Annotated in this window: 15 protein-coding genes; 7 read left to right on the top strand and 8 right to left on the bottom strand. The window is 70.6% G+C overall.

What is annotated here, in order from left to right:
- Positions 1–16 precede the first annotated feature (16 nt).
- The 5 genes from KI385_RS41405 to KI385_RS41395 form a co-directional block, all read right to left on the bottom strand.
- Positions 17–1780, bottom strand: coding sequence for a protein kinase domain-containing protein (locus KI385_RS41405; RefSeq protein ID WP_342593506.1), 1764 nt, complete (start codon positions 1778–1780; stop codon positions 17–19).
- The gene (locus KI385_RS44335; protein WP_342593505.1) at positions 1752–1994 is read right to left on the bottom strand and encodes a protein kinase domain-containing protein; all 243 of its coding nucleotides are present in this window, start codon (positions 1992–1994) and stop codon (positions 1752–1754) included. Before KI385_RS44335 ends, KI385_RS41405 begins: the two co-directional genes overlap by 29 nt.
- A gap of 26 nt (positions 1995–2020) precedes the next feature.
- The gene (locus tag KI385_RS44330; protein ID WP_342593504.1) at positions 2021–2308 is read right to left on the bottom strand and encodes a protein kinase family protein; all 288 of its coding nucleotides are present in this window, start codon (positions 2306–2308) and stop codon (positions 2021–2023) included.
- A gap of 194 nt (positions 2309–2502) precedes the next feature.
- Positions 2503–2763 (bottom strand): hypothetical protein, encoded by a 261-nt coding sequence (locus KI385_RS41400; protein ID WP_238577144.1) that lies wholly within the window; start codon positions 2761–2763, stop codon positions 2503–2505.
- A 72-nt stretch (positions 2764–2835) separates the two neighbouring features.
- Complete coding sequence (locus KI385_RS41395; protein WP_238577143.1) at positions 2836–3768, bottom strand: NADP-dependent oxidoreductase; 933 nt, start codon at positions 3766–3768, stop codon at positions 2836–2838.
- Between the two features lie 120 nt (positions 3769–3888).
- On the opposite strand from KI385_RS41395, the gene KI385_RS41390 reads away from it, so the two are divergent.
- Positions 3889–4305, top strand: coding sequence for a winged helix-turn-helix transcriptional regulator (locus KI385_RS41390; protein ID WP_238577142.1), 417 nt, complete (start codon positions 3889–3891; stop codon positions 4303–4305).
- Positions 4306–4326: 21 nt separating this feature from the next.
- On the opposite strand, the gene KI385_RS41385 is transcribed toward KI385_RS41390, so the two are convergent.
- Positions 4327–4569: a hypothetical protein gene (locus KI385_RS41385; protein ID WP_238577141.1), complete on the bottom strand. Its 243-nt coding sequence runs from the start codon at positions 4567–4569 to the stop codon at positions 4327–4329.
- 427 nt (positions 4570–4996) lie between these two features.
- On the bottom strand, positions 4997–5482 hold the full coding sequence (locus KI385_RS41380) for a hypothetical protein (RefSeq protein ID WP_238577140.1): 486 nt from the start codon (positions 5480–5482) through the stop codon (positions 4997–4999).
- Between the two features lie 267 nt (positions 5483–5749).
- Between KI385_RS41380 and KI385_RS41375 the strand changes: the two genes are divergently transcribed.
- Both KI385_RS41375 and KI385_RS41370 read left to right on the top strand, forming a co-directional pair.
- On the top strand, positions 5750–6031 hold the full coding sequence (locus KI385_RS41375) for a hypothetical protein (RefSeq protein WP_238577139.1): 282 nt from the start codon (positions 5750–5752) through the stop codon (positions 6029–6031).
- A gap of 442 nt (positions 6032–6473) precedes the next feature.
- On the top strand, positions 6474–7658 hold the full coding sequence (locus tag KI385_RS41370; protein WP_238577138.1) for a serine hydrolase domain-containing protein: 1185 nt from the start codon (positions 6474–6476) through the stop codon (positions 7656–7658).
- 399 nt (positions 7659–8057) lie between these two features.
- Here the strand turns inward: KI385_RS41370 and KI385_RS41365 are convergent, their stop codons facing one another.
- Positions 8058–8456 carry a hypothetical protein gene (locus KI385_RS41365; protein ID WP_238577137.1) on the bottom strand — a complete coding sequence of 133 codons (399 nt, stop codon included), beginning with the start codon at positions 8454–8456 and terminating at the stop codon, positions 8058–8060.
- 567 nt (positions 8457–9023) lie between these two features.
- Here KI385_RS41365 and KI385_RS41360 point away from each other — a divergent pair.
- The 4 genes from KI385_RS41360 to KI385_RS41345 all read left to right on the top strand — a co-directional run bounded on the left by KI385_RS41360 (position 9024) and on the right by KI385_RS41345 (position 17090).
- Positions 9024–10370, top strand: a complete 1347-nt coding sequence (locus tag KI385_RS41360) for an MFS transporter (RefSeq protein WP_238577136.1) — start codon at positions 9024–9026, stop codon at positions 10368–10370.
- A 142-nt stretch (positions 10371–10512) separates the two neighbouring features.
- Positions 10513–11817 carry a condensation domain-containing protein gene (locus tag KI385_RS41355; protein ID WP_238577135.1) on the top strand — a complete coding sequence of 435 codons (1305 nt, stop codon included), beginning with the start codon at positions 10513–10515 and terminating at the stop codon, positions 11815–11817.
- 138 nt (positions 11818–11955) lie between these two features.
- Entirely contained in the window at positions 11956–15150 is a 3195-nt protein-coding gene (locus tag KI385_RS41350; RefSeq protein WP_238577134.1) for a non-ribosomal peptide synthetase, read from the top strand.
- Positions 15150–17090 carry an amino acid adenylation domain-containing protein gene (locus KI385_RS41345; protein ID WP_238577133.1) on the top strand — a complete coding sequence of 647 codons (1941 nt, stop codon included), beginning with the start codon at positions 15150–15152 and terminating at the stop codon, positions 17088–17090. The genes KI385_RS41350 and KI385_RS41345 overlap by 1 nt, the downstream gene beginning before the upstream one ends.
- Positions 17091–17135: the final 45 nt, after the last annotated feature.

The raw sequence follows: 17135 nt of genomic DNA, 5'->3' as shown, positions 1-17135 counted from the left end.
CCACGCCCTCTCAAGATCAGCTGAGCTTCCAGAGAGCCAGGTGGTAGCCCAAAGCTTCGGCCAGGAGGTCGCCGCCGGGGCTGAAGGAGAGAGCATCCGGGAGGGTCTGCCGCGCCTCGGCCTCATTCATGGCCTTGGCCGCCTCCTCGATCCTTTCGTCGAGCACGCGGATCGGGTTCCAGGTGGTGGTGGACCAGACCTGGACCGCCCCGCCCCCCTCGCTGGCGGTCAAGGACTTGCCATCCGGGCTGAACGCCACGGCGCTGATGGGTTCCTGAGTGAAGGTCAGGATCTCGATCTCTGTACGGCTGCCAGGGCGCCACAGCTTGACCTCGTTTCTAGAGGTAGCCGCGAGGACCTTGCCGTCCGGGCTGACCGCGAGGTCGATCAGGCCGTACCCGGCTTTCTGGACAGTTGCGGTAACCCTCCGCCGGCGGATGTCCCAGAAGCGCAGCTTATCGGTGTAGGTGGAGGCGATGAGGGTGCGGCTGTCCCAGGTGAACCTCATGCACAGCACCGCCCCCTCGGTCACTCTCGCCGTGGGCCCCGCGGGGTCGACGAGCGTGGCGACCAGGTTGCGAGACCTGACATCCCACAACGTGATCGTGGTGTTGGCACTGTGCGCCAGGATCTTTCCGTCCGGGCTGAACGCCAGGGTCGCGTACTCGGGCTCCTTCTGGTTCTTGTCGCCGTCGAGCGTGGCCGCCTTCTTGCGGGACGCGACATCCCACAGCGTGATCGTCACGTACTTGTCCACGCTGGCGAGGAGCGAGCCGTCCGGGCTGAACACCAGGTCGAACGTGGTGTTGTCGACCCCCGTCCCGCCGGGCCCACTGAGGACGGCCGCGATCTCCAGGGTGGGGCTGTGCCGGAGCACGACGCCGCCGTCCAGGTCACCGACCGCGATGAACTTGCCGTCTCGGCTGAAATCCGTGGCGGTCAGCATGGTGTCCCACTTGTCCGACAGGGTGAACCTGGACGCCTGCTCGGGACTGGACGACGGGGACCGCGACGCGCTCGGACTTACCGTCTCCGACGGCGATGTAGTCCGCGACGGGGATGCCCCGGAAGCCCCCGCGACCGAGGAACCCGAGAGCCGGTCCAGGGTGAGCGGGACAGCGACCGCCGCGGCGGCACCGGCGCCGAGCGCGCCAAGCAGGAGCACACGGCGGCTCGGGCGCCGACGCCCCGCCGGATCCTCCAGCGGCCCGTCGGATGCCGCCGCAGCGCCGGCCGGCGGAACCGGCCCCGCGGACGCCCCCGCCGCCGGGAGCGCGGTCTCGGTGAGCTCATCCGCGGCCCCAAAGACAGGCGGAACGCCGAGATCCTGCGGGGCCAGGCCCCCGGGCGGAGGCGCGGTGCCACCTGCTCCCGGCGCGGTGCGGACGACCGTCTCGGCCCCGGATTCCACCAGCACGCCCCCGTCTTCCAGCAGACCGAGGACCCGAGTGATCTCGGCGTGCTGCTCGTCGATCAGGGCGTGTACGGCGGCGGGCCAGGGCCGCGCGGACGGGGCCGGCCGCCCAAGAAGCTGCGGGATCTCGGTCGGAGTGGGCCGCTGGGACGGGTCCTTGGCCAAGCACCGTGCAACGAGGCCGCGAAGCTCGTCCGGGAGTGGGGTGAGGTCGGGTTCGATGTGTACGACGTTGTAGAGCGTCTGCGGCGTGGAGGTACCGGCGAACAGGCTCCGCCCGGTGCACGCCTGGACCAGCACCGCGCCGAGAGAGAACACGTCAATGGCCGGGGTGAGTTCACGGCCCTCGGCCTGTTCCGGAGACATGAAGGCAGGGGAGCCGACCAGCCAGCCCGTGGGTGATCTCGGTGCCGCCTTCGCTGTCGATGGCCCGTGCGATCCCGAAGTCGATGACCCTGGGTCCGTCGGCGGCGAGCAGCACGTTGGACGGTTTGAGGTCGCGGTGGATCAGCCCGACCCGGTGGATCTCGGCCAGGGCGGCGAGACCTGCGGCCAGGCGCACCGCTGTCTTCGGCGTCAACGGACCGACGGTTTCCACGACTTCGCTCAGGGTGGGCCCGGTACGAACACTGATGCCAGCCACGGCAGCGGCGCATCCGCGTCCGCATCGACCACGGCGGCCGTATACGCGCCGGACACCCTGCGGGACGCCTCTACCTCGCGGCGGAAGCGCGTACGGAATCCGTCGTCCTCCACGAACTGCGAGCGCACCACCTTGACCGCGGCCAGGCGCCCGTCCGGCGTGACACCGAGCAGCACCCGCCCCATGCCGCCCCGCCCCAGCTCGGCCACCAGCCGGTACGGACCGGCCACCGGCCGGTCCGACTCCCCCAACAGCTCCCTCGGCCCTCTCCGACGCGTCAGTGCCTCTGCGCAACTCCGGCCACGCGAAGCCCTGTTACGTACATCGTCGCGTTCAGTGGAGCGTTTCACACCTGTGCGAACAGGGTGCTCGATACGGCGGAGGATCGCTGCACAGATCGAGAACGGGCTTTCACGCAATCGTGCTGGCGGACGGGGCAGCCGACTCAGTCGTCTTGCTCTTCGGCGAAGCTGCCCATGCTCTCCTTGAGACGGCGCCGCGCTGCGTCCAGACGCTCCGCGTAGTCAGCGGCGAAGATCGCGGGAAGGGACTTGTCCAGCGTCCCTGCGAGCCTGTGAATGGGGGCCCACGCGGCCGGATCATCGACCAGGCGACTGAGATCCGTCATTTGCACTCGCTCCAGCCAGTCCGAGAGAACGAGCGCCTCGTCGGAGGTGAGCTTGATGGTGATCTCGGTGTCGTGCACGAGCCGAACCTAGCCCATCCCCTTGCTCCCGTTGACGACAAATTGACCAAGGGAATGAAGGTTCCAACAGCTCTAAGGAGTGAGAACGATCTTGCCTTGCACCCGGTTGGTCTCGCTGAGCTCATGGGCTTTGGCCGCGGCTTCCAGCGGCAGCACCTGATTGACGGCGACGTGGAGACTGCCCCGTTCCACCAGGTTGGCGATGCTCTCCAGATCGGCGCCAGAGGGGGTGAACCCGAACTCGACGAACCCCACGCCATGTGCCATGGCTTGCTCCCGGACGGCGGTTCGGTCGGGACCAGAGCCTCTGACGTCTATGAGGATTCCGTCCGGCGCGAGTGTATTGAGCGACCGTGGGCCGTAGTCGCCGCTGATCGGGTCCAGGACCACGTCGATGTCGCGGACGGTCGCCGCGAAGTCGGTGGTGGTGTAGTCGATGAGTTCGTCGGCGCCCAGGTCACGCAGGAACGCGTGCTTGCTCTCCCGAGCGGTGCCGATGACATACGCGCCGCGCGCCTTGGCGATTTGCACGGCGAGATGACCGATGCCGCCGGCTGCCGCGTGGATGAGTACACGCTGCCCGGTTCCGACGGCGGCGACTTTCATCAGCGGCTGCCAGGCGGTGAGCGCCGCGACCGGCAAGGCGCCGGCGTGTATGTGATCGATGCCTCCCGGTGCGACGGCGAGCGCCTCCGCCGGTGCGACTACGTACTCGGCGTAGGCGCCGTGCGGCGGGAAAGCGCATCCGTACACGTCGTCGCCCGGCTGGAATCGCGTCGTCCGGTCGCCGACCGCTTCCACGGTTCCGCACAGGTCCAGCCCCAGGGTGAGCGGCGGATCGCCGAACCTTCGCACCGTTCCGGCGCGAATCTTCCAGTCGGCCGGGTTCACCCCCGCGGCCCGGACACGCACCAGCACCTCGCCCGGACCTGGCGTCGGCCTGTCGGTCTCGACGACTTCCAGAACCTCCGGACCGCCATAGGCGTACTGGCTGACCGCACGCATGCGGGTAGTCATAGGGATGTCTCCTTGGATGGATGAACCGTTCGGGTCGGCCGCGACACCATCCTTGGTCGCATGGGTACCTCTTGTGAAGTAGGCACCTGATTGATATCTAGGTACCTCATGGATACCTACCTGGGTGAAGTCTCCGAGGACTGGCTGGCCACCTACCGCCGCGACTGCCCGTCGCGCACCGTCGTCGAGATGCTTGCCAACAAGTGGGCGCTGTACGTCCTGGGGGCCCTTCGTCGACATGGCCGACCGATGCGCTTCAACGAGCTGCGGCGACTCCTCGACGGAATCACGCAGAAAATGCTGACCCAGACCCTCCGTGCGCTGGAACGAGACGGCCTCGTGAACCGCACTGTCTACCCCACCGTTCCGCCTCGCGTGGAGTACGGACTCACCGAACTCGGGGTCGAGGCCGGGCGGCTGACCAACGCCATCGCCGAATGGTCCGTAGAACACGCCCAAGAGGTCCTGGCAGCCCGCCAGGACTTCGACAACCGGGCCACCAAGGCTCCAGAGCCCCTTCGATGACCGTCGCCACCTTCGCGGCCGCTACCTCAAACTGATGGAGGCGACGCAGGACAGAGAATGGTCGCAAGAGGACGCTGACAGGCTGATGTCCGCATTGACCGAGGGCTGTGCCGTGGCGTTGTAGCGGTCTTCGAAGGTTCGGAGCCGGTCCCTGACCTCGGTGAGGTTGGTGAAGTCGTTGGGCGGGCCCACTTTGCGCTGGACGACGGAGAAGGAGATTTCCACCTGGTTCAGCCAGGAGGCGTGCACGGGAGTATGGACCATCGCGGCGTTCGGGAACGGCCAGGGCGCCGCCGCGTCCGTAGGTGTGGTTGATGCGTATCGCCCCGGCCTGTCCGGGGGCGAGGGTGGGGTGGCAGCGGCACCGGGCCTGGATGGAGGTCTTCTCGTCTGCGCGCGGCGTGCGGCACCACCTGCGCACGCACTCGCAGCCGGTGCTCGGTCGTGTGGCCGTAGGTCATCTTCTTCAACCGCACGTGTTCGGCGGCACTCAGGGCTATCGGACAGGCAGTGCGAACGGGCATGACGGGCGAACCGATCGGCCGAAGTGGATCACTGGCAAGCCGCAGCCTGCCCGCCCGCCGCAGAGGCGGGCCACACGTCGCGGCGGGCGCACATCGGGCAGGATGCACACATGTCCACACCGCTGTTGCGAGCCGGGGTTGAGCCGGCTGGCCGCGTCAGGCCCGGTTCACAGCGCGGCGGACCGGCTACGTACCAGGAGGTTTTGCGTCCCCAGGCCGATCGCCATATATGCGTAGAGAGACACGGTCCCCAGCACGCCGGGCCCGGCCACATGGTCAATCCACAGCCCTAGCCCGAGGTGCACGCCCACCGAGGCCAGCCATAGTCCCGTAGTGGCCGCTGTCCCCTTGCGCAGCACTACGCCCTGAGGGTCACGCCAGACCCGCACAGTCCGCGCCCTGACAGCGCCGAAGCCCGCCGCGACGGCCAGGCTCACCACCAGGAGGATGACGGGCAGTGCGGTCAGCGAGTGATCCTTGACGACCGACAAGACACCTAAGGCGATCCCCGCGACACCCAGGACGCCCAGGACCCCCGGGGCGATCAGCGAACCGATGCGCCGCACCGGACGGGTGCGCAGTTGCTGACGTATCACCAAGCCGACCACCACCACGAGTACGACGAAGGCGGCCTCGCCATTCACCTTGTGCACCTCAGTTCCCCCTGTGGCTCTGCGCTCGGGCGGCGCAGTACTTCCCTATTGTGCGCGGGTGTCCACGGAGCCATTACAGGGCCCTGGCCTCAGTTGGCCGCCATACACGTGGGTCACCGCGGCGCCTTCGCCTACGTCGACGGCGAACTGCCCGGTGGTGCTTCGTGCTCTACCTGGCCAGCAGCAACCAGCAGCAACCATTACGAGGTCACCGTCCTGCCCACTGGCAGCTCCGTCGGCACCCCGAGCAACTGAGATCATCGGGGAATGACAGGCGCGTATCTACCCGCAGGGTGGACTCTTCAACAGATCCGTGACGTGTCCGGGGACCAGCAGGCCACTGCCCTGCACACCAGCCGGACCGTGATGTGGTGCGTGCCGAATGCCGAAGAGGTTGTGCATCCCGAGATCGTGCTGGGGTTTCACAGCTTGTGTCTGGTGAAGCCCGTTCATGACAACGACTGGTACATGGGCAGCCTGAACGACGACGGATCGATCGACTGCTGGAGTGCCTATGACGATCTGTACGAAGCGCTGCGCGGACTGTAGCCGGCACGAACCGATCTCTTTCGGCAGTGCGAGAGGCAAGCCGTACAACTGCGAAGTACAGCAACCGCGATGACCTCGGCCGATCGCTGCAGGCCGCAGGGTAACCGATGACCAGCTGAACAGACCTCGACAACCGCTCCGCCGGTAGTTGGAGGCGAGGGGCTGCCGTGCCCCACGACAGTGGCCTGGGGCTTGTTGGTTGTCCAGATCATTGGCATGAACCAGTTCCAGGCATGGTGGCACTCGCGCGGCATACCTTCGCCCGCCCAAGCGCCCCAGGCGAACGGCCCACGCACAGTCGGTCAACTGCCCCGGGTACCCGCCAGGGGCTTCTCAGGGTTGACTCAGGGGCACCCCGGATGATCCGACGATCTTGGGTGGCGAGAATCGACGCAGTTCCTGAAATACCTGTACCCCCTGTTGTTCCTGACTGGAGACCCGCATGCGCCGTTCCTCGACCCTCGCCATGGCCGCTCTGACGGCCGCCACCGTGGCATTCGGCGCGATTGCCCCTGCGCAGGCGGCGCAGAGGCCTGCGGACCTGGACCCCACGGCGTTGCGCGAGGCGATCGCGGTACACCCGGGCGACGGCGTGGCAGGTGCCGTGGCCCGGGTGAGCAAGGCAGGGCAGACGTGGCACGGGGCGTCCGGGGATCTTGTCACCGGCAAGCCGGTCAAGGACGAGGCCCACTTCCGTATCGGCAGCATCGCCAAGACATTTGAAGCGGTGGTGCTGCTGCAGCTCTCCGCAGAGGGCCGGGTGGACCTCGACGAGACGGTGCAGCACTACATGCCGGGCCTGCTGCCGGAGACGTTCGAGCCCATCACCGTACGGCAGTTGCTCAACCACACCAGCGGCCTGCCCCAGGACTTCGAAGGCGCACCCGCGCCGTCCCAGGACGAGGTGATCGACAACCGCTTCGACTACTACACCTTCGACCAGGTGATCCAGCAGACGCTCCGGCCCAAGGGCAGGCCCTGGCCCGGCCCGCGATTCACGCCCGGAGCCAAGCAGGAGTACAACTCCTTCGGCTACCGCATCGCCGGGAAACTGATCGAAGAACTCACCGGTCACTCCCTCAAGCGCGAGATCACCGCCCGCGTCCTGGTCCCGCTGAAGATGCACGACACCTCCGCGCCGGCCCACAACGTGCGGATACCCCGTCCGTATCTGCCCGGATACGTGCCCGACGGCAAGGGCAAGCTGGTCGACGTCAACGAGCAGGGCGGCAACCCCTCCAGCATGATCTCCACGACCGTCGACCTCGATCGCTTCATCACCGGCCTGTTCAACGGCCGTCTACTGCGCCCCACTCAGGCCGCCGAGTTGCGCGCTCTGCCCCGTGGCGCCGACGGCAGGCTTCTCCCTTACGCAGACGGCTCCAACTGCAACGTCGGGCCCGACAAGGGTTCCGCCTGCTACAGCATCGGGCTGATGTCCTTCCCGATGCCCGACGGCTCGGTGTTGTGGGGCAAGACAGGAAGCGACCTCGGTTACACAAGCGGGGTCTTCGCCTCCCCCGATCTGAACCGACGCGGCGTGTACGCGGTGGGCACAGCCTCTTCCGAAACCAACGCCGCCTCCAGCATCGGCAAGCGCCTCGCCCTCGCCGCCTTCAATGACTGAGGCGTAGTTGGCGAGTGGGGCAGCGACACTGCCCCACTCGAAGGAATCCGCCCTGCCCAACGGATGGGAGCTGCGGATACGCATGCCGTGCGGCCACTCGACGTGGCTCTCCCTTCATGTAGGCAATCCGCGCAACGCCGGTAGTAGGCGCTCACGGCGCACAGCGCTCCTGACCCGGCGTCGAAGGTCCGATTTCAGGGAAGCGTTGTCCGCCGTGCCGGTGCCGTGCCGTGCCGTGCCAGGACTGGATCGTGCCAGGACTGGATGGAGAAAGCGCCGCAGGCGTTCCCGCAGGCGCGAAGGGGGCGGAAGGGGGCGAAAGGGGGAAGGGCAACTCGCCCCGGTGGCCTCGACCACTGCGCCGGCCAGGTCCTGCCGCGGCACGCGTGGGTCACTACCTCACCGGCGGTCCACGGTACGGAGGGCAAACGGTCGCAGCTCGCCCTGGTCGGGATGGAGCGTGCCGAACCCGGAGACCGGCACCGGATGCCCGGACAGCGCCTTCGCCAGGACCCGGCCGGTCGCCGATCCCCAGACAAGATGCTGACGGGGAAGCACCATGGTGACCTGGTGCGGTCCGGCCGAGCCCTCGAACTCCGGCGGCGGTAGGAAGAACGGGTCCGGTTGCTTGAAGACCAAGTGGGCCAGCGCAAGGGAGTTGACCATGCCGCCAGCCTTGATCACCTCCTGGGCCCGCGGGATGTCCTGGAGCGCCGCCGGCTCAAGTCTCGGTCGGAACGTGCCGGTGAAGTAGAGCCGGACGCCGTCGCCGTACGGCAGCTCCTCACCGAGCAGCAACAGGGCCGGGCCGAAGGCAAGTCTGTGCTGCGTGGCCAGGTACCGGTGCTGCCGACGGAACTGGTCTACGGCTGCCTCCTCGTCACCGAGACGTTGACGGTGGGCGGCGTAGATCGCGGCGATCTTGCTGAGGCTGAAGTAGCTGAGGGACCCGAGGAACCACTCGTCCGTCCGCGTGAAGCTCCTCAGGTCGGACGCGAACGCGTGCAGTGCCCCGGACCGAGTTGGTCGGGCGGCCTGCGGAGCGGGCTCCCACCGACCGGTTCAACGGCGGTACGCAGCGCAGCGCATAGCGGGTGAAGTGAACGGTTCGGTGAATAAGGGGACATCGATAGCTGTTTTCGGTCAGGGTGCGGCCTGTGACGCTGGGTGCGCGGCGGATCGGTCTTGGGCGGCGACCGGCGGGAGGCCCATGGCGCGCCGGGGTACAGCACATGCCGAACATCCGGTACTTGCCATGATCTGACGGAAAATTTCCTGTCTGAGTGCGCAAAGCGTGAAGAAAACCGACTGAATCTGTGCTCTGCGTTTTGACTGTTGACCGGCTGGTCCTGGAATGTCACAGGCATGCCCGTCAGACCCCGAGCCGCGAACCGCGGCCCGCTGCGCATGCGCGACTTCCGTCTTCTGCTCGCCGGAGCCGCGGCCGGACAGCTCGGCGCCCAGGTGACCTTGGTCGCGCTGCCGCTCGTAGCCGTACTCCAGCTCAACGCACCCGCCTTTCAGGTGGGTTTGCTCACGGCCGCCGAGACCGCCGCGTTTTTGCTGGTCGGGCTGCCCGCGGGGGCCTGGGTCGACCGGATGCGCAAGCTGCCGCTGCTGATCCGGGCCGACCTCGTACGGGCCATGGCCATGGCCAGTGTCCCGCTGGCCGCCGTCGCCGAGGCGCTGACGATGGCGCAGTTGTACGTCGTCGCCCTGGTCACCGGCGTGGCGACAGTCTTCTTCGACGTGGCGCACCAGAGCTTTCTGCCCCAGCTACTGCCGAAAGAGCAGCTGGTCGCGGGCAACGGGGCGCTGGAGACGGTCCGTTCTTCGGCACAGGTCGCGGGCCCGGGGATCGGCGGTGGTCTTGTACAGCTGCTCGGGGCACCGCTGGCCATCGTGGCGGACGCGGCCGGCTACGCCGTCTCCGCCCTGTTCCTGTGGCGTATCAAGCGGCCGGAGAGCCGCCCGCAGCGTGTGCCGGGGAGCTCGCTGCGTACGGACGTCGCCGAAGGGCTGCGCTTCGTGTTCGGCCACCGCCTGCTTCGGGTGATCGCCGCGGCAACCGGGCTGGCCAACCTCTTCTCGGCGATGCTGATGGCCACTCAGGCCGTCTTCCTGGTCCGGGTGCTCGGCCTGGAGCCCGGAGCAATCGGCCTGGTGCTGTCCGCCGCCGCGGTGGGCGGGCTGGCCGGCGCCCTGTGCGCGGGCCCGCTCGCCGCCCGGCTCGGCCAGGCCCGGATCATCTGGCTGTCCACGCTGGTCACCGGACCCTTCGCACTGCTGTGGCCGCTGTCCGGGCAGGGTGCGGGGGCGGCGCTGTTCGCCGTCGGCTCCGGTGTGGTCTTCTTCGGAGCGGTCGTCTACAACGTCGCTCAGGTGAGTTTCCGTCAGGTCCTGTGCCCGCCGCGGCTGCTCGGGCGGATGAACGCCACCCTGCGGTTCGTGATGTGGGGCACCCTGCCCCTCGGCGCCCTGGCCGGCGGCGCGCTGGCCGACGCGTTCGGGGCTCGCGTGGCACTGGCGTGGTGCGCGGCCGGGTTCCTCGTCGTACCGCTGCCGTTGCTGCTCTCCCCGCTGCGCCGGATGCGTGAACTGCCGGACACCACCGGGGACACGGACACGGAGCTGCCGGTCACCGCCACAGGTGACGGCGACGCCCCGGCGTGCGCCGCCGGCGAGCCGGCCGAACCCGCGTCCCGCGGCTGAAGCGGCCCGCGCCCCCGCTCCCGCTCCCGCTCCCGCTCCCGCCAGCCCACACCGCACCAGGCCCCGCCCGCGTGCCCCCCCACTCGCTGCCTGTCGCCCCGGTCGTCCCGGTGGCGCGGTCTGCCATGACAGAGAGGTTCCTGTGCTCAGCATCACGCGCCAGTACCTGGCTCGCTACCACCGGCTCGACGACGGCGACGGGGCATCGGCCTCGGCCCTGCTGCCTGTCACCGGCGCCCAGCGTCGCTTCGTGCTGGTGCGGTCCATGGACCCGGCCGGTCGGCCGGATCTCGTGCCGATGTTCTTCTCGTTCCCGCGCGGCACGGTGGACGCCCGGCGCCTCGCCGCGGCCGCGGAGCACCTTGCGGCGCTGCACCCCGTTCTGCGCGCCCGGCCGGCCGTGTTGCGCGGCACCCCCGTGCTCCGGCTGGCGCAGCCGGATGTGCCGGTGGTGCAGATGTCCGCCGCATCGGGCGAGGACGCGGCCGCCGCCCTGCGACGGGCCCTGCGCGACTGGGCTCCGCAGGGGTCGCCACTGCGGCTGTTCCTGGCGCAGGACGAGCCCGCCGGCGAGCGGGAAGTGCTCGCTGTCGTGCTGGAACACACTGCGTGCGACGGTCGGTCGCTGGCCCGGATCGCCGAGGAACTGGGCGCCGCCTACACCGACGGCGTCGGGGGCGGCGGGCCGTCACCCGCCGATGTCGACGCCGAACTGGACGCCTACCGCGAGGCCGTGCTGCTCCAGTTGGACGCGGAGGAGCGGGCGGGCTCGCCCGCGGCGATGGCGTACTGGGGCGACCGGCTCCGCGCGGTGCGTGAACAGGCGCCCGCGCCACGGCCGGAGACCTCGGGCCCCGGCATGCTGCCGAGCGGGGCGGCCGAGCTGCGGATGCCCGCGCCCGACGCCGGGGCGTCGTTCCCCCGGCTGCTCGACGCCTGCCGCGCGGCCGCGACGGTGCTGTACGGCAGCGGCCATGTGGTGCCGCTCGGCTATCCATGGGGTGGCCGTCCGCCCGGCGCGGCCCCGGTGCTCGGGTGCTTCCTCAACACCGTGGTCTTTCCCACCGCGACGGGGACGGCTCCCGCGTCACCGGAGGAGACGGCGGGGGCATGGTGGGACGACCTGGACCATGCCGGTACTCCCTTCGACGAGGTGGTGCACGCCGCCCGGGCCGCCGGCTCCGGCTGGACCGGCCATCTCGACGGGCTGCTGACCGTCGACGACGCCCGGCAGCGCCCGCCTCTGCGCCTGGGCGGCGTGACCGGCCGCGAGATCCACATCGACGGCAGAGCGGTCCGCGGTCCCTTCGCGGTGTCCGTCACCCAAGGATCCGAACTGCACCTGCGCATGGCGTGGGATCGCGCCGTGCACTCCGACGACACCGCGAAGGGCGCCCTCGCCGCGCTCACCGACGCACTGCGCGCTCCGGTGCCGCCGGCCGGCTGACCACCCGGCCCACCCTCACCTCAACCCATACCACCAGGCCGGCCGCGCGATCCGCGGCCCGGTCTGCCCACCGCGCGGCCGGCCCGACCAGGCCCGGCCGCCACACCACCGACCCGACAACCTCATCAGGGATCGCCCATGCTTCCGCTCTCCTCCTCGCAGGAGATCGTCTGGCTGCACGAACAGGTGCAACCGGGCAGCCGCGCCTACAACTTCACCGCCGCACTCGACCTGTGGGGCACCCTCGACACCGAGGCCCTGCGCCTCGGACTCGCCACCGTCCTCGACCGGCACCCCGGTCTGCGGCTGGAACTCGTCGCCGTCCCCGGGGCGATGCCCGGCCAGCGGGTCGCCGAAGACTGCCGGCCGCGGCTGCGGACGGTGGACCTGAGCGGGGAGCCCGACCCCCAGCGCGCCTTCGAGGAGCTGCTGCGCACCGAGGCGGAGACCCCGCTCGACACCTACGAGGCGCCGCTGCTGCGCTGGACGCTGGTCCGGCTGGCGCAGCACCAGCACCGGCTCATCCACGTCGAACACCATCTGATCCACGACGGCCACTCGTTCGCGATCCTGCTGCGGGACGTCTTCACCGTCTACCGGGGCCACGTCCTGGGCGAGTCGGTCGAGCTGCCCGCGGCGCCCACGTACGCCGATTACGTCCGAGCCGGGGCCGAGCGCCGCGCCACCGACGAGCACCGGCGCGCCGGTCTGGACTTCTGGGCCGGTGAACTGCGCGAGTTCTCCTACGACATGCCGCTGCCCGGGCTGGCCCGGCCCGGCTCCCGGCGTCGGCATCACGGCGGTCAGCTGCGCCAGTCGATCGGCGCGGACCTGGCCGAACGCCTGCGGGAGCACGCCCGTTCGCGCGGCCTGACTCCCTTCGCCACGCTTCTCGGGCTCTTTGCCGAGCTGCTGCGCCGGCACAGCGGCCGCTCCCAGATGGTCATCGGAACCGCGGTCGGCAACCGACCCCGCGGGTTCGAGGACACCGTGGGCATGTTCGTGAACACCATTCCGCTCCCGCTCCGGCTCGACCCGGCCGCGCCGGCCGAGGAGTCCATGGACGAGGTGACCGACACCCTGATCCGCGCCCTGCCGCACCAGGAGGTGCCGGTCCAGGAGCTGACCCGCGCGCTCGGCCTGCACACCTCCGGCGCGGACAACCCCTTGTTCAGCGTCATGTTCAGCGCACACGACGCCGAGCTGCCCGAGATCGATGTGCCCGGACTGGACATCACCCTCTTCGAGGGGTTCAACACCGGCACCACCCGCTTCGACCTGGACGTGGTGCTGCTGCCGGACGACCGTCGCGGCGTCGGCCCCCGGCACGGCGCGCCGGGCATGACGCTGGTCTGGGACTACGACGCCGACCTGTTCGGCGAGGATGTGGCGAAGCTGCTCGCCGGGCGGTTCGTGGACCTGCTGCGGGCCTATCTCGACGCTCCCGGTACGGTCCTCGCCGACCTGGCGCTGCCACCCGCCCCGGCCGTCGCAGCCACCGCGCCCCGGGCGACGGACCGCGACCCGCTCGACCCCGCCGCCGCCCACGACCCCGCGCTGCCGGCGCTGCTCATCGGCGCCCGCCGGATCACCTACGGCGACCTCGACACACAAGTTGACTCGCTGGCACGGCGGATGCGTCAGGCGGGGGTGACGGCCGGTCAGCCGGTGGCCGCCGTACTGCCCCGTGGCGCCGACTCCGTCGTGACGCTGCTGGCGTGTCTGCGGACCGGAGCGGTGTACTGCCCGCTCTCGCCGTCCGATCCGCCGGCCCGGCTGGAACTGCTGCTGAACCGTCTGTCCCCGGCCCTCGTCCTGACCCCCGCCGACACCTGCGTCACCGTCCCCGCCGGACTTCCTACGGCCCCGGTCGACGCCCCGGCCCTCCCGCCGGCCCGGAACGCCGAGGTGATACCCGGCGCCTCGTACATCATTCACACCTCGGGCTCGACGGGCATACCCAAGCCCGTCGCCGTCGGGCGTGCGGCGCTGGAGAACCATCTGACCGGCGCGGCCGAGCGGTTCGGCCTGGGCCCGGGTGACCGGGTGCTGCTGTTCGCCCAGCCGTCCTTCGACGTGGCCCTCGAAGAGGTGCTTCCGTCGCTGTACGCCGGCGCGTGCCTGGTCGTCCCCGAACACGAGGTGCCCACCGGCACCGAGCTGACCGAACTGCTGGCCGCCGGCCGCGTCACCGTCGCGAACCTGCCCACCAGTTACTTCCTCGCCACCCGCCAGGACATCCGCCCCGCGCTCCGCGACGGCCGGTGGACGCCACGGCTGCTGGTCCTCGGCGGTGAACGCCTCCCGGCCGATGTGCTGCGCGCCTTCCTGGCCGACACCGACGCCACCGTGCTCAACGTCTACGGCGTGACCGAGGCCGCCATCAGCTCCACCGTCCACGAGATCACCCGCGACGAACTCACCGACGGGGCGGAGATCCCGCTCGGCGGCGAGCTGCCCGGCGAGCGGGTGCATGTCCTGGACGGCTGTCACCGTCCGCTGCCGGACGGCGCGGTCGGTGAACTGGCCATCGCCGGCGCCGGGCTCGCCGAGGGCTACGTCGGCAACCCCGAGGCCACCGCCGCACGGTTCGTCACGATCGAGGCCCTGGGCGGTGAGCGGGTCTACCTCACCGGTGACGTCGGCTACCGGGGCCGCGACGGGCTGCTGTACTTCCTGGGGCGCCGGGACAACCAGATCAAGCTGCGCGGCTACCGCATCGAGCTGGAGGAGGTGGAGTCCGCCGCCTCGGCCGCGCTCGGCGGCCGGTCCTGCGCCGTCGTGCTGGACCGCGAGGCCCCCGGCGGACCCAGGCTCGTCGGATTCCTGGAAAGCGCGGACCGGGAAGCGGACTGGGACGAGCAGACGCTGCACACGGAGTTGAGCCGCCGGCTGCCGAGCGCCCTGGTGCCGGCGCGGTGGGCGCGCCTCGACACACTGCCGAGGCTGGCCGGCGGCAAGCCGGACCGGGCGGCGCTGTCCGGGCGGGCCGCCGCTCTGGAGCCGGCCGCCCCCGTGGCACCGGCGGTGGAGGGCGGTGATGCGGACCCGATGCCCGGCGACCCGCTGACGGCGCTGCTCGCCGACGGCTGGCACGAGGTGCTGGGCCACCGCGGCTTCGACGTGACCTCGCACTTCTTCCGTGTCGGGGGTCATTCGCTGCTCGCCGCGCAGCTGGCTGCATGGCTGGAACCACGGCTGGGCCAACGCCCGCCGCTGCGGCTGCTCTTCCAGAACCCGGTGCTCGCCGACCAGGCCGGCGCTCTCGCGGCCGTCGCCACGACCGTGCAATCTCCCGCCGCTACGACCCTGACCACTGTGACGGAGGCGTGATGACCCAGCCCGACACCGCCCGGCCGACCGCCCCCGCCGCCGGCACCACCGCACATCCCGCCCCGCAGGACGGCCCGCTCAGCATCGCCCGCGGCGTGGCTCCCGCCGACGGTCCCAGCGCGGGCCTGCTCGCCCGCTTCGCGGAGTGGACCGCCCGCTCGCCCGAGGCCCCCGCGGTGATCGACGGGGCCCACACCTGGACGTACCGGCAGATCGACGCCGCCGCCGACGAGGTGGCCGGGGCGCTGCGCGGCCGGGTCCGGCCCGGAGACCTGGTCGGCGTCTGCCTTGACCGTTCCGCCGCGCTCGTGGTGAGTGCCGTCGCGGTCGCCAGGCTCGGCGCCGTCTATCTGCCGCTCGGCCCGCAGCCCGGTGAGCGCCGTGTCGACGCCGTCACCGAGGACCTGAACGTGGTCTGCCTGATCGGTGAGCCGCGCCTGCTGCCGTCCCGCTACCGGACGCCCGACCAGGTGGCATTGCCCCTGCCCTCGGCGGGCGCCAACGCCCCCGCCGAGGCCGTCGCGGCATTCGCCGAGCCGGCCGAAGGCGCGAGGTCCGCGCCCGCCTCGGCGTTCTACGCCGTGCTGACCTCCGGCTCCACCGGCCGGCCCAAGGCGGTCGCGGTCGCCGAGCACGCACTCGGTACGCTGCTCGACTGGTACCGCACCGAGACCGGCCTGGCCCCCGGGGACCGGCACTCCCTACTCATCGGAGTCGCGTTCGATCCGCATCTGCTGGAGCTGTGGGCCGGGCTGACGTCCGGGGCGGCGCTGGTCCCGGCTCCGGACGAGGTCCGCTGGGACTCGGTGGTGCTCACCGAATGGTGGCGGGCGGCCGCGGTGTCGGTGGCGGTCGCGGCGACCCCGATGATCGAGCCGTTGCTGGACCGGCCCTGGCCCGTCGACCTGAAGCTGCGTCATCTCTTCGTCGGCGGCGACCGGATGCGCCGTCGTCCTGGTGCCGACGTGACCACCACCGTCCACAACGCCTACGGGCCGGCCGAGGCCACCGTCCTCGCCACCACCTACGCCATGTGTGGCACGGACCCCGAGGCGGGCGAGGAGAGCGCACCGCCCATCGGCGGGCCGGTACCGGGCGTGACCGTCGTCGTCGCCGATGCGGACGGCCGTCCCGTCGCCCGCGGTGCGCAAGGCGAGCTGCACCTCGGCGGACACTGTCTGGCCCTCGGCTATCTGGACCCCGGCCTGACCGCGCGCCGTTTCACCGCTCCGCCCGAGGGCGTCGACCTGCCGGGAGTGGACCGTCTGTACCGCACCGGGGACCGGGTGCGGATGCGGGACGACGGGCGGCTGGAGTTCCTCGGCCGCCTCGATGAGCAGGTGAAGATCAGCGGGGTGCGGATCGAACCGGCGGAGGTGGCAGCCGCGTTCGAGCAGGACCCGGCGGTACGCAGCGCCGTCGTCATCGCGCCCCGTACACCCGACGGCCGCGCCCGCCTGGTGGCGTACGTACGGCCGGCCGCCGACGCCGCCCCCACCGCGGACGGTCTGCTGACGGCGGTCCGGCACTGGCTGCCCGAGCAGGCCGTGCCGTCGGACGTACGGATCGTCGGCTCGTTCCCCCTGGATGCCAACGGCAAGGTGGACCGGGCCGAGTTGACGCACCGGGCGGCCGCGGACGACTTGGGCACGTCCACCGGCTCCGCCCCGGGCGACGGCCGTCCCGACGAAGCCACCTCCGGCGAGCGGCTGGTACTCGACGCGGTGCGCGATCTGCTCGCCCGTCCGGAGACCACTCTGGCGGAGAACTTCATCGCGGCGGGCGGCACCTCGCTCCTCGCCGCCTTGCTGCTGGCCGTCATCCAGCGGGAGAGCGGGGTGCGACTGCGCGCCCCGGAACTGCTGCGCCAGCCCGACCTCCGTGCCGTGGCGGCGCTCGTCGACGCGCGCCGCGCGGGCCTGAGCCCGGCGGGAGCCTGAGATGGCCACGCACACCCCGTACCCTCACGACACCCGGAAGGAAGG

Origin of the sequence: Streptomyces inhibens (assembly GCF_022221585.1) — a bacterium.
GTDB classification, from domain to species: Bacteria; Actinomycetota; Actinomycetes; order Streptomycetales; family Streptomycetaceae; genus Streptomyces; species Streptomyces inhibens.
Note: the sequence above shows the minus strand (reverse complement) of the source record. Positions and strands in the feature narration are given on the sequence as shown.

Excerpts from the sequence above, each read along its gene's own strand:
- KI385_RS41345 (WP_238577133.1), top strand. The coding sequence starts at position 15,150 with ATGACCCAGCCCGACACCGCCCGGCCGACCGCCCCCGCCGCCGGCACC.
- KI385_RS41385 (WP_238577141.1), bottom strand. The coding sequence starts at position 4,569 with ATGGTCCATACTCCCGTGCACGCCTCCTGGCTGAACCAGGTGGAAATC.
- KI385_RS41375 (WP_238577139.1), top strand. The coding sequence starts at position 5,750 with ATGACAGGCGCGTATCTACCCGCAGGGTGGACTCTTCAACAGATCCGT.
- KI385_RS41370 (WP_238577138.1), top strand. The coding sequence starts at position 6,474 with ATGCGCCGTTCCTCGACCCTCGCCATGGCCGCTCTGACGGCCGCCACC.
- KI385_RS41390 (WP_238577142.1), top strand. The coding sequence starts at position 3,889 with ATGGATACCTACCTGGGTGAAGTCTCCGAGGACTGGCTGGCCACCTAC.
- KI385_RS41350 (WP_238577134.1), top strand. The coding sequence starts at position 11,956 with ATGCTTCCGCTCTCCTCCTCGCAGGAGATCGTCTGGCTGCACGAACAG.
- KI385_RS41405 (WP_342593506.1), bottom strand. The coding sequence starts at position 1,780 with ATGTCTCCGGAACAGGCCGAGGGCCGTGAACTCACCCCGGCCATTGAC.
- KI385_RS41360 (WP_238577136.1), top strand. The coding sequence starts at position 9,024 with ATGCCCGTCAGACCCCGAGCCGCGAACCGCGGCCCGCTGCGCATGCGC.
- KI385_RS41395 (WP_238577143.1), bottom strand. The coding sequence starts at position 3,768 with ATGCGTGCGGTCAGCCAGTACGCCTATGGCGGTCCGGAGGTTCTGGAA.